General features: G+C 59.2%; 13 protein-coding genes. 6 read left to right on the top strand and 7 right to left on the bottom strand.

Going from position 1 to position 12,071, the window contains the following annotated elements; all coding sequences use genetic code 11:
- Positions 1–186: 186 nt before the first annotated feature.
- Positions 187–654 (bottom strand): TlpA disulfide reductase family protein, encoded by a 468-nt coding sequence (locus tag M9827_RS14450; RefSeq protein ID WP_250605930.1) that lies wholly within the window; start codon positions 652–654, stop codon positions 187–189.
- A 113-nt stretch (positions 655–767) separates the two neighbouring features.
- On the opposite strand from M9827_RS14450, the gene arsC reads away from it, so the two are divergent.
- From arsC to M9827_RS14435, 3 genes are read left to right on the top strand one after another with little or no spacing between them, the layout of a single operon-like run.
- Positions 768–1,121 carry an arsenate reductase (glutaredoxin) gene (gene arsC, locus M9827_RS14445; protein ID WP_250605929.1) on the top strand — a complete coding sequence of 118 codons (354 nt, stop codon included), beginning with the start codon at positions 768–770 and terminating at the stop codon, positions 1,119–1,121.
- The gene (wrbA, locus tag M9827_RS14440) at positions 1,118–1,714 is read left to right on the top strand and encodes an NAD(P)H:quinone oxidoreductase (RefSeq protein ID WP_250605928.1); all 597 of its coding nucleotides are present in this window, start codon (positions 1,118–1,120) and stop codon (positions 1,712–1,714) included. The genes arsC and wrbA overlap by 4 nt, the downstream gene beginning before the upstream one ends.
- Position 1,715: 1 nt before the next feature.
- On the top strand, positions 1,716–2,141 hold the full coding sequence (locus tag M9827_RS14435; protein ID WP_250605927.1) for a DUF2069 domain-containing protein: 426 nt from the start codon (positions 1,716–1,718) through the stop codon (positions 2,139–2,141).
- Positions 2,142–2,255: 114 nt separating this feature from the next.
- On the opposite strand, the gene M9827_RS14430 is transcribed toward M9827_RS14435, so the two are convergent.
- Both M9827_RS14430 and ttcA read right to left on the bottom strand, forming a co-directional pair.
- Positions 2,256–2,930, bottom strand: coding sequence for a DNA-3-methyladenine glycosylase I (locus M9827_RS14430; RefSeq protein WP_250605926.1), 675 nt, complete (start codon positions 2,928–2,930; stop codon positions 2,256–2,258).
- Positions 2,931–3,064: 134 nt separating this feature from the next.
- Entirely contained in the window at positions 3,065–3,889 is an 825-nt protein-coding gene (gene ttcA / locus M9827_RS14425) for a tRNA 2-thiocytidine(32) synthetase TtcA (RefSeq protein WP_123453360.1), read from the bottom strand.
- Positions 3,890–4,286: 397 nt separating this feature from the next.
- On the opposite strand from ttcA, the gene M9827_RS14420 reads away from it, so the two are divergent.
- Both M9827_RS14420 and M9827_RS14415 read left to right on the top strand, forming a co-directional pair.
- Entirely contained in the window at positions 4,287–4,889 is a 603-nt protein-coding gene (locus M9827_RS14420; protein WP_016773629.1) for a Yip1 family protein, read from the top strand.
- A gap of 140 nt (positions 4,890–5,029) precedes the next feature.
- Positions 5,030–5,524, top strand: coding sequence for a SprT family zinc-dependent metalloprotease (locus M9827_RS14415; RefSeq protein ID WP_250605925.1), 495 nt, complete (start codon positions 5,030–5,032; stop codon positions 5,522–5,524).
- 133 nt (positions 5,525–5,657) lie between these two features.
- On the opposite strand, the gene M9827_RS14410 is transcribed toward M9827_RS14415, so the two are convergent.
- On the bottom strand, positions 5,658–6,839 hold the full coding sequence (locus tag M9827_RS14410) for a CaiB/BaiF CoA transferase family protein (protein ID WP_250605924.1): 1,182 nt from the start codon (positions 6,837–6,839) through the stop codon (positions 5,658–5,660).
- 145 nt (positions 6,840–6,984) lie between these two features.
- Positions 6,985–8,319, bottom strand: a complete 1,335-nt coding sequence (locus M9827_RS14405; protein WP_130929328.1) for a dicarboxylate/amino acid:cation symporter — start codon at positions 8,317–8,319, stop codon at positions 6,985–6,987.
- 351 nt (positions 8,320–8,670) lie between these two features.
- Here M9827_RS14405 and M9827_RS14400 point away from each other — a divergent pair, with 351 nt between their 5' ends.
- Positions 8,671–9,669, top strand: coding sequence for an AraC family transcriptional regulator (locus M9827_RS14400; protein ID WP_250605923.1), 999 nt, complete (start codon positions 8,671–8,673; stop codon positions 9,667–9,669).
- Between the two features lie 335 nt (positions 9,670–10,004).
- On the opposite strand, the gene M9827_RS14395 is transcribed toward M9827_RS14400, so the two are convergent.
- Together M9827_RS14395 and M9827_RS14390 are read right to left on the bottom strand one after the other, a co-directional pair.
- Complete coding sequence (locus M9827_RS14395; protein ID WP_038367433.1) at positions 10,005–11,351, bottom strand: ATP-binding protein; 1,347 nt, start codon at positions 11,349–11,351, stop codon at positions 10,005–10,007.
- Positions 11,348–12,025, bottom strand: coding sequence for a response regulator transcription factor (locus M9827_RS14390; protein WP_093442145.1), 678 nt, complete (start codon positions 12,023–12,025; stop codon positions 11,348–11,350). Before M9827_RS14390 ends, M9827_RS14395 begins: the two co-directional genes overlap by 4 nt.
- Between the last annotated feature and the right edge of the window lie 46 nt (positions 12,026–12,071).

Below are 12,071 nucleotides of genomic sequence, written 5' to 3'. Positions count from 1 at the left end.
GATACACCGACTTGATCCTGCTTTGGTGAATCCATAACCGACTTGCTGGCTTCGCGGAATACACCGACTTGATGTGGCTTTGGTGAATCCATAATCGACTGGTTTTTTCAGGTCGATGTACTTCGCCAGACACCTTGGTCGGGCCCCTCTCCCTCCGGGAGTGGCTGGGGTAAGGGGCTTTTGACGTTACTGGGTCGCCCGCAACGCCTCAAGCTTGGCCATCACCCCCGCCGCCGTCTGCTCGCCCATCAACTGTTCACGCACCTTGCCCTTGTTGTCGATGATGTAGGTCACCGGCAGCGCCTCACTGCGCGGCAATTCGAACAGTTCAGCCGGATCCTGCGCCAGCACGGTGAACTTGATACCCAGTTTTTCACTGGCGTCCTTCAGCTCCACGCCTTGCACATTGTCGAAGTTGACCCCGAACACGCCGACGTTCTTGCTCTTCAGCTCATCTGCCAGATGGTTGAGTTCCGGGATCTCGGTCCGGCACGGGCCGCACCATTCGGCCCAGTAGTTGAGCACCACCCATTGCTTGTCGAGACGTTCGGACGCAACTTTCTGACCGTTCTGGTCGATCCCGTAATCATTTCCGCAGCCCCCCAGCATCAACGCCCCGATAATCGTCAATGCCGCTGCCAATCGCCGTGTCATGTCGTGTTCCTTGAGAAAATTTGAAGGCGCCTGCGACCCATTGCCTCCGAAGGTTCTGGATTGCGCGCTGCACAGTTAGAATAGCCGCCACTTTACGCCAGAAGCGACCCGCCATGACCGATCTGACGCTTTATCACAATCCGCGCTGCTCGAAATCCCGCGGCGCGCTGGAGCTTCTTGAAGCCCGCGGCCTGACGCCAAACGTCGTGCGTTACCTGGAAACCCCGCTGAACGCGGCGCAAATCAAGTCCCTGCTCGGCAAACTCGGGATCAGCGCACGCCAATTGCTGCGCACCGGGGAAGATGAATACAAAATGCTTCAGCTGGCTGACGAAAGCCTCAGCGAAGCGCAACTGATCGACGCGATCGCCCAGCACCCGAAACTGATGGAACGACCGATTCTCGAGGTCGGCGACAAAGCCGTGATCGGTCGTCCGCCGGAAAATGTGCTGGAGTTGTTGCCGTGAGCGCGCCGTACATTCTGGTGCTGTATTACAGCCGCAGCGGCTCGACCAACGAGATGGCCCGGCAGATTGCCCGCGGTGTCGAACAGGCCGGTCTCGAAGCGCGCCTGCGCACCGTGCCGGCGATCTCCACCGAGTGCGAAGCCGTGGCCCCGGCCATCCCGGACGAAGGCGCGCTGTACGCGACGCTGGATGATTTGAAGAACTGCGCCGGCCTCGCTCTCGGCAGCCCGACGCGTTTTGGCAACATGGCCGCGCCACTGAAGTACTTCCTCGACGGCACCAGTAACCTGTGGCTGACAGGCGCTCTGGTCGGCAAACCGGCCGGTGTGTTTACCTCAACCGCCAGCCTGCACGGCGGTCAGGAAACCACCCTGCTGTCGATGATGTTGCCGCTGCTGCACCACGGCATGCTCATCACCGGCCTGCCGTACAGCGAGTCGGCGCTGCTGGAAACCCAGGGCGGCGGCACACCTTACGGTGCCAGCCATCACGCTGGGGCTGACGGCAAAAATGGCCTCGATCCGCATGAAGTGGCGTTGTGTCGCGCACTGGGTCTGCGGCTGGCGAAAACCGCTCAGAAACTGGTGGGCTGAGATGGCGAAGAAGCCGAAGATTCTGCCGAGTGTCGAGTGGCTTGAGCCACGGGTGAAGGCGATGCGGGTGCTCAGCCTGCTGAGTTTTTTTGCTTTGGCCGGATTGCTCGCTGTCTACTACCTGGTTTTCGCCGATCTGCACGGTGCACGGCCGTGGGTGATTCTGCTGGTCGAGCTGATCCCGTGGATCGTGCTCGCCCCGGCGATGATCATGGGTAGTGCCCGTGGGCATTCGTGGATGTGTTTTGTGGTGAATCTGTATTTCATCAAAGGCGCACTGGCGGCGTATGACCCGAACCGCCAGTGGTTTGGGGTGTTGGAGATGGTCGCCAGCCTGGCGGTGTTCTGCTCGGCGCTGCTGTATGTGCGGTGGCGGTATCAGTTGAATCGCAAACTGGCTGGCGAAGGCGAGGTCAGCGTCGCCTGACAGACCGCCATCGCTGGCAAGCCAGCTCCCACAGGGTCTGTGTTGAAACACAATATTGTGATCAATACAAAAACCTGTGGGAGCTGGCTTGCCAGCGATTGGGGCGACCCGGTCTTAATGGTTGACGGTGTAAGCGAGCATCATCGAAATCTGGCTCATCGGCCGCCCGCCACTCTGTTCGTGCCACTGGTTAAACACATCCTGCACAATCGCCAGATCACGCTGACTGGTTGGCACTTTGTCGACGATCTTCTGGGCATTCAGCGCCGCGACCACGTCGTAGCTCGGCACGAATGTGTCTTTGCCGACCATGCGCAAGAACCGTGGTGCCGAGAGCCCGCCCAGTTGATGGCCGTGCTTTTTCAGGTACGTCCACAGGCCGACGATATCAGTCACCGGCCAGTCGGCGATCAGTGCGCCGAAACTGCCCTTCTCTTTCTCGACATCGAGGATGAACTGCGCATTGCGCGGCACGCTCTTGAGTTTGCCCAGGTGGCGGATGATCCGCGCATCCTGCATCAGGCGCTCAAGGTGTTCGGCGCTCATCAGCACGACTTTTTCCGGGTCGAACTTGAAGAACACTTCTTCGAAGGCCGGCCATTTGGCGTCGACCAGACTGTGCTTGAGGCCAGCGCGGAATACGCGCAAGGCCATGGTCGAAAGGTAGCGGTCGTCGCTGATCTTGCGCAGTTGTGCGGGAGTCTTGGGAACAGGCAGATGGGCTTCCAGTTCAGCCGCCGAACCGAAGCGGTTCAGACAGTATTCGTGCAGCCACTTGTAATCGCGCATGCCCTCTCCTATTGAATAAAGCGAAGAAACCAATGTGGGAGCGAGCCTGCTCGCGAAGTGGGAGTCTCAGTCAACAAATCAGTTGAATGACACACCGCTTTCGCCAGCAGGCTCGCTCTCACATTTGAAGGTGTTTACAGATTGACGACGTTGACGAAGCGCGAAGCTGCGGTCTCGTCGATCTTCAGGCTGGTGAAGTCGAACAGGTTGCGGTCGGCCAGTTGCGACGGGATCACGTTCTGCAGACTGCGGAAGATGCTTTCGGTACGGCCCGGGGTCTTGCGCTCCCAGTCCTGGAGCATTTCCTTGACCACCTGACGCTGCAGGTTTTCCTGCGAACCGCAGAGGTTGCACGGGATGATCGGGAATGCCTTGAAGTCCGAGTACGCCTGAATGTCTTTCTCGTTGCAGTACGCCAGCGGACGAATCACCACGTTGCGACCGTCATCGGCGCGCAGCTTCGGCGGCATCGCCTTGAGCGAGCCGTTGAAGAACATATTGAGGAAGAACGTTTCGACAATGTCGTCACGGTGGTGACCGAGGGCCATTTTGGTCGCGCCGATTTCGTCGGCAAAGGTGTACAGCGTGCCGCGACGCAGGCGCGAGCACAGCGAGCAGGTGGTCTTGCCTTCCGGGATCAGTTCCTTGACCACAGAATAGGTGTCTTTCTCGACGATGTGGTACTCGACGCCCAGCTCTTTCAGATAGGCCGGCAGCACATGCTCGGGGAAGCCCGGCTGCTTCTGGTCCATGTTCACCGCGACGATCTCGAACTTGATCGGGGCAACCTTTTGCAGGTGCAGCAGCACGTCGAGCATGGTGTAGCTGTCTTTGCCCCCGGACAGGCAGACCATGACCTTGTCGCCGTCTTCAATCATGTTGAAATCGGCGACCGCTTCGCCGGCCAGGCGGCGCAGGCGCTTTTGCAGTTTGTTCTGGTTGACCGTAAGAGTGCCCATGACGCGGAATCCGTGAGGTGTGACGAAAGGCCGGCATTTTACGCAAAAACCCGGCGTGGGCGAAGCATACCGAACGGTCGCATTCTGAAATGCATATTCATGCAGGAGCTGCCGAAGGCTGCGATCTTTTGATTGTGATTTTTTAAAACAAGATCAAAAGATCGCAGCCTTCGGCAGCTCCTACAGGATCGGAAGTCCGATCACTCAAGACTGTACGGCGATTAAGTCTTGTGTTTACAGCGCGATTTGCTCTAAGCCCCTGATACCTGTACGGGTAAGTCCTTTCTATACTGCGACATAAGGTCGCACACAATCTGAAGACCTGTATTTGCTCGGCCACCTTGGCCCGTAGGCGCTCCGCTGGGGGGCGATGGCAATAACAAGAGGAGTGAATGGCATGATCCATCACGTAGTGGGACTTTTTACCCACCCCGATCAGGAATGGAAGGAAATCCGTGGCGACCAAGAGGAAAGCATCAGCCACATGTACCTCACCCACACGCTGATTCTGGCGGCGATACCCGCTGTATCGGCATTTATCGGCACGACTCAGGTCGGCTGGGTGATAGGCAACCGTGCGCCGGTGATGCTGACCTTTGAAAGCGCACTGTGGATGACGATCATGTCCTACCTGGCGATGCTGGGCGGGGTCGCGGTCATGGGTGCTTTCGTGCACTGGATGGCCCGCACCTATGACGCCAACCCGAGCCTGGCACGGTGCGTCGCGTTCGCCACCTACACCGCGACACCGTTGTTTGTCGGTGGACTGGCGGCGCTGTATCCGCATATGTGGCTGGGGATGATCGTCGGCACGGCGGCCATCTGTTACACGGTTTATCTGCTGTACGTGGGGCTGCCGACATTCATGAATATTCCGTCGGATGAAGGTTTCCTGTTTTCCAGCTCGGTGCTGGCGGTGGGTCTGGTGGTTCTGGTGGCCATCATGGCGTTCACCGTGATCGTCTGGGGCTTGGGCGTCGGCCCGGTCTATACGAACTGACCCTCCGAGAAAAACAAGATCTGCCAACTCAGGCCGCCGCAAGGCGGCCTTCTCGTTCTCGGCATGACCATTCGGCAGCTTGGCGATTCGCAAGTGCACAGGGTTGCGGCATACTCGACGCCTCTGGAGATCCATCAAGCATGCCCGAGCAACTCAATACCCGCGTCGAAGACTGTTACCAACTCGCTGAATCCTTTTTCAAACGCTCCTTCCCGCGCCCTGTTGTCAGCCTCAAGCTGCGCGGGCAAAAAGCCGGTGTCGCGCATCTGCACGAGAACCTGCTGCGCTTCAACCCGCAGCTGTACCGGGAAAACACCGAACACTTCCTCAAGCAGACCGTGGCCCACGAAGTCGCGCACCTGATCGCCCATCAGTTGTTTGGCGAGCGCATTCAGCCCCACGGCGAGGAATGGCAACTGATCATGCGCGGCGTTTACGAACTGCCGCCGGATCGCTGCCACACCTATGCAATCAAGCGTCGCAGCGCGACCCGCTATATCTACAAATGCCCGTGTGCCGACAGTGATTTCCCGTTTTCGGCGCAGCGCCATAGCCTGGTGCGGCAGGGGCGGCGGTATTTGTGTCGGCGATGCCGCAACACGCTGGTATTCAGTGGTGAGATGCGGGTGGAATAGTCAGTTTGTGTCGCCCTGACTGGCCCCATCGCTGGCAAGCCAGCTCCCACAGGTTTAGGTGTCTTACACAGAATCTGTGGACACCTCGAAAACTGTGGGAGCTGGCTTGCCAGCGATGAGGCCAGAACAGGCACTAAAGAATGACTTTGGCCCGGCGCAGCTCTTCAATTTTCGAAGGACTCAACCCCAACTCCCCCAACACCTGATCCGTATGCTGCCCCAACGCCGCGCCAACATGCCGCGGCGCCGGCAACGCCTTGGAAAACTTCAACGGACAGGCCATTTGCGCCTGCGTCGTACCATCCTCACGCGGCACCTGCGTTACCAGTTCCCGCGCCTGCAACTGCGGATGGCGCACCGCCTCGCCCAGACTCAACACCGGCTCGACACACGCATCGATCCCGGCAAACATCTCGCACAGCTCGGCAAAGTCATGTTTTTCGAACTCGACCGTCAGCGCATATTTCAGTGCTCGCTGCTGTTCAGGCTTGGGCGACAGGCCCTGCGCTGCCAACTCCGGCCGGCCCAGCGCCGCACACAATTGCTGCATGAACCCCGGTTCCAGACTGCCCACCGACATCCAGCGCCCATCGCGAGAGCGGTAGTAGTCGTAAAAACTGCCGCCATTGAGCATCTGCTCTTCCCACGCAGGCTCCTCGCCGCACGCCAGATAGCCGGCACCGGCCATGGCATTCAGGCTGAACGCGCAATCGGTCATGCTCACATCCAGATGCGTGCCCTGCCCGGTCTGCTGACGAGCAATCACCGCCGCGAGCAAGCCGATCACCCCGTGCAATGAACCTCCGGCAACATCCGCCACTTGCATGCCCAGCGGCAGCGGACCGCTGTCGGCGCGGCCGTTGTAGCTGGCCAGTCCCGCCAGCGCCAGGTAGTTGATGTCATGCCCGGCGCGATCCTTGTATGGCCCGGTCTGGCCATAACCGGTGATCGACACGTAAATCAGCTTCGGGTTGATCGCCTTCAGCGCTTCATAACCCAGCCCCAGACGCGCCATCACACCGGGGCGAAACTGCTCGAGAACGATGTCGTAATCGGCCAGCAGTTGCTTGACCACTTCCAGTGCCGCGGGCTGCTTGAGGTCCAGCGCCAGGCTGCGCTTGTTGCGATTGAGGTAGGCGTGACTGGCCGAGACTCCGCCATCATGCGGCGGCAATACCCGCAACAGATCCAGGCGCGTCGGCGACTCGATGCGCAGCACTTCGGCGCCCATGTCCGCCAGCAACAGCGACGCGAACGGCCCCGGCAACAGTGTCGAGAAATCGAGGATCTTCAGTGAGGCCAGCGGTGCGGACATGGGTGAACTCCTTGGGCGATGCACTCAGCCTAGGCAGCGATACCGCGTACGGCAATCACCGCAAATGTCAGCGGGTGTGACCGTTATGCTCAAATCGCAGGCAAGAAAAAACCCGCCGAAGCGGGTTTTTCCAGGCAAGCAGTGCTTACTTCACATTGCTTGGGGTTGGGCCTTCAGCCACACCCAGGTCATCTTCTTCACGCTCGTCGGAGATACCGCGACCGCCCGAGGCCAGCTCGGTTTGCAGCTGATCGGTATCCAGTTCCTTGACCCACTTGGCAACCACGATGGTGGCTACTGCGTTACCAACCAGGTTGGTCAGTGCACGGGCTTCGGACATGAAACGGTCGATACCAAGGATCAGCGCCAGACCGGCCACCGGCAGGTGACCGACCGCCGACAGGGTCGCTGCCAGCACGATGAAGCCCGAACCGGTCACGCCAGCCGCGCCTTTGGAGGACAGCAGCAATACCAGCAGCAGGGTGATCTGGTGGGTGATGTCCATGTGGGTATCAGTCGCTTGAGCGATGAACACGGCCGCCATGGTCAGGTAGATCGAAGTACCGTCGAGGTTGAACGAGTAACCGGTCGGGATCACCAGACCCACTACCGATTTCTTCGCGCCCAGACGCTCCATCTTGATCAGCATGCGTGGCAGTGCCGATTCCGACGAGGATGTACCCAGTACGATCAACAGTTCTTCACGGATGTAACGCACCAGCTTGAACACGCTGAAACCGTGAGCACGGCAGATCGCACCCAGCACCAGCACAACGAACAGGATGCAGGTGATGTAGAAGCAGATCATCAACTGGCCCAGTTGCACCAGCGAGCCGACGCCGTAGGCACCGATGGTGAAGGCCATCGCGCCGAAAGCACCCAGCGGCGCCAGCTTCATGATCATGTTGATGATGTTGAACATCACGTGGGCGAAGCGATCGATCATGTCCAGCAGCGGACGACCGTACGAACCCAGGCGATGCAGGGCGTAGCCGAAGATCACCGAGAACATCAGCACTTGCAGGATGTCACCGGTGGCGAACGCGCCGACGATGGTGTTCGGGATTACATTGAGGAGGAAACCGACAATGCTCTGGTCTTTACTGGCCGTCACATAAGTGGCGATTTTCGAGGCATCCAGAGTGGTGACGTCGATGTGCATGCCGGCGCCCGGTTGCACAACGTTGACCACGATCAGACCGATCAGCAGGGCAATGGTGGAAACGATTTCGAAGTACAGCAGCGCGTAGCCGCCGGTCTTGCCCACGGATTTCATGTTCTGCATGCCGGCGATGCCGCTGACAACGGTACAGAAGATGATCGGGGCGATGACCATTTTGATCAGTTTGATGAACCCGTCACCCAGCGGCTTGAGGGCCACACCGGTCTGAGGGTAGAAGTGACCAAGCAGGATGCCGATGGCGATGGCAACGATCACCTGGAAATACAGGGATTTGTACAGTGGCTGACGAGTCGTCATTGCAGGTTTCCTCAAGCGTTCCGCGTGACAACATCCATCTGTTGGCCGCGAAACCTTAATTGCGAACCCTCCTGCACTGGAGGGATTTGTTGTTGGAGCAGCATTTTCCATCAGGGCCAAACGCACGCTTCTGTGGCTTGTATCGCAAACCTCGTGCCACTTTGGTGCGATTGCCAGCAAGCCTTTTGATATCAGGGATTACAGGTGTACGAATGTCACCGTCCAGTGACTCAAGTGTGGCGGATTTCCGCCAACTCGCCGCTTGTCGTCCTGCAATTTGGCGGAAATCCGCCTTGTAGGCGTGTCCAGCCGCCGGCTACCATCCGGCGCCTGAGGAAGGATCTGCCGCTTATGCGCGAACGCACCATCGCCAGTCATTTCGCCCGTGCCGCCCTCGGTGGCGCGCGCCGCCTGGGTTTTGATTATTCGCAGCTGCTGTCGCAACTGGGCATCAGCCCGGAATTGCTCGACGAACCCCGCGCACGCATTGCTCCGGAACAATTCACCCGGTTGATCCAGGGCCTGTGGCTGGCGCTGGACGACGAGTACCTGGGTTTCGGCAACGCACCCAGCAAACCCGGCAGTTTCGCCATGATGTGCCATGCCTCGATTCACTGCCGCAATCTGGAGAAAGCGCTGCAACGCGGTTTATTGTTCTATAGCCTATTCCCCGAAGCCCCACGCCTGAGCCTGACGCGCGAAGACGAATGGGTGCGTTTGAGCCTCGCTGATTCGCAGATGTGGGACCCGGATCACTTTCTCACCGAAAGTTTGCTGGTGATCTGGCATCGCCTCGGCAGTTGGCTGATCGGCCAGCGGATTCGCCTCGAACAAGCGAGCTTCAGCTATCCGCGCCCCGAGCATGGGGCTGAATATGACCTGCTGTTCCCCTGCCCGCTGACCTTCGGCACCGAGCAAAGCAGCCTTTTATTCCACAGCCGCTATCTGTCTATGCCGCTGTTGCAGGACGAACGCACACTCAAACATTTCCTCGAACGTTCCCCCGCCGACCTGCTCTCACGCCCGGACGAAGGCGACAGCCTGAGCAGTCGTTTGCGCCGTTTGCTCAGTCGCGACACGGCACACTGGCCGGATCTGGAAGCGGTGGCGGCGCACTTGCACATCAGCCCGCAAACGCTGCGCCGGCATTTGCGTGAAGAAGGCAGCAGTTTTCAGGAATTGAAGGATCAGTTGCGGCGGGATATCGCCATTTATCATTTGGGCCGGGCGGATCTGTCGTTGCAGCAGATTGCCGAGCAGTTGGGGTTTTCCGAACCGTCGGCGTTTCACCGGGCGTTCAAGAAGTGGACGGGGCTGACGCCGGGGGCTTATCGGGCGCAGGAACAATGAGGCGCTAAATCAAAAGCCCCTCACCCTAACCCTCTCCCGGAGGGAGAGGGGACTGATTGGGGGATGCTTGAGAAATACGCCGACCTGCAAGCTCTCTATTGAATCCATATTCGCTGCAAATCGCTCAGGTCGATAATTTTCCAAAGACAATTCGATCAGTCCCCTCGCTCTGAGCGGGAAGGGACTGATTGGGGGATGCTCGGTAAATCCGCCGACCTGAAACTTCGCTGTTGAATCCATAATCGACTGGCTATTTCAGGTCGATGGATAACGCCAGACACCTCGGTCGGCTCCCTCTCCCTCTGGGAGAGGGCTGGGGTGAGGGCAGCTTTTAATCACACCGCCGGAAAATGAATCCTGAACGCCGCCCCGCCCATCGGCGAATCCCCCAGTGCGAGTTTGGCGTTGTAGCTTTCAATAATGTCCTTGACCACCGCCAACCCGATGCCCTGCCCCGGATGCTGGGCATCCAGTCGCTCACCGCGCTCAAGAATCCGCGCACGCTGATCCGGCGGTACGCCCGGGCCGTCATCTTCGACGCACAGTTCAATTCCGGCCAGAGTCTCGCGCACACTGATGCGCACTTCGCCCAGACACAGGCGATAAGCGTTTTCCAGCAGATTGCCCATCATCTCCAGCAACGCGCCCTGCTCGATCGGCACGTAGCAATGCTCGGGCAGATCGAACGCCACCCGCACATGTTTATCACGGTAAACCTTGTCCAGCGTATCGCAGAGGCTTTTGAGCACCGGTTGCAAGCGCACTTGATGTCGCACCAGCCCGCTTTTGCGCAAGCTGGCCCGTTGCAGTTGGTAGCTGATCTGCTGGCTCATGCGTTCGATCTGGCTTTGCAGCACCCAGGCCTGATCGCGCTCTTCGGGACGTTGCGCCATGTCTTCGCTGACGCCTTGCAACACCGCCAACGGCGTTTTCAGGCTGTGCGCCAGGTCATCGAGGGAATCGCGATAGCGACTGCGCTGTTGACGTTCGCTGTGCAGCAAACGGTTGAGCGAACCGGTCAGACGCAGCAGTTCACGCGGGTGTTGTTCAGTCAGACTCTCACGAGTGCCACCTTCGATTTCGTCGAGTTCCTGACTGAGCCGGCGCAGGGCTTTGAGGCCCCAGGTCAGGCCGATCCACAACAGCGCCAGCAGCACGAGTAATGCAGCGCCGAAGCCCAGATAGAGATTTTCACGCAGGCCTTCGAGGGTGGTTTCGTACTCGCGCACTGGTTGCAGGGCGACGATGCTGAACGCCGCGCTTTTGCCGCCGAGCAGTTTGACTTCGACGTCATAGACGAAGAATTCCTGGCCGTTGCTTTCGCGGATCCGCGCGAACTCGTTACCGAGGCCGTCATAACGCGGCTTGTAGTTGATCTGCTCTTCCTGGGTGGCTTTCGAGCGCCACACCAGATGCCCTTCGCGGTCATAGATGTAGCCGAGCAAACGGAAGTCGGTGAGGTTGAAGCGCTCATCCGGCAGTTGCGTCGGCATCACCAACCGACCGTTTTCGATGCGTGCAGCCGAGATCAGCGTGGTGACATCCGAGGCCAGCCGCTGCTCAATGGAATCCTGCAAGGCCAAGCTGAACGCGCCTTGCATTGCCGGCAGCAAGGCGAGCATGAACAACACCGCCAACGTGGTGGCGGCGAGCATCAAGCGAACGCGAAGGGAACGAATCAAGTGCAGCGCTCATTGAACAGGTAGCCGAGGCCGCGCACGGTGTCGATCGGCTTGAACCCGGCCGGGCCTTCGAGCTTGCGCCGCAGACGACCGACCAGCACTTCGATGACATTTGGATCGCGCTCGTCGTCGTCCGGGTAGAGTTGCTCCATCAAGCGATCCTTGGGCACCACTTGCTGGTGATGGCGCATGAGGTATTCAAGGATGCGGTATTCGTAAGCGGTCAGCGCCAGCGGTTGCTCGTCAAGGCTCGCCTGTTTGCGATTGAGGTCGAGCAGCAGCGGACCGGCGACGATGGTCGACTGGGTGAAACCGCTGGAACGGCGCAGCAAGGCATTCAGGCGCGCGTCGAGCTCTTCGAACTGGAACGGCTTGACCACGTAATCGTCGGCGCCGGCGGCGAGGCCTTCGACCTTGTCCTGCCAGTTGCCGCGCGCGGTGAGGATCAGGATCGGGAAGGTCTTGCCGGCCGCGCGCAATTGGCGAATCAGGTCGAGACCGCCCATGCCCGGCAGGCCGAGATCGATCACCGCCAGGTCGAAGTTGAACTGTCCGGTCTGGTACAGCGCCTCTTCGGCATTGGCCACGGATTCGACAACGTGGCCACTTTCCGTCAGGCGGGTTTGCAGGTGATGGCGCAACAGCGCTTCATCTTCGACGACCAACAGTTTCATAACACTCTCCCGGGTAAATCAGAATCTCCAGTCACACACCTGTGGG

The organism is Pseudomonas sp. AKS31 (genome assembly GCF_023634765.1).
Lineage (GTDB): Bacteria > Pseudomonadota > Gammaproteobacteria > Pseudomonadales > Pseudomonadaceae > Aquipseudomonas.
This window is presented reverse-complemented; position numbering and strand designations above follow the sequence as displayed.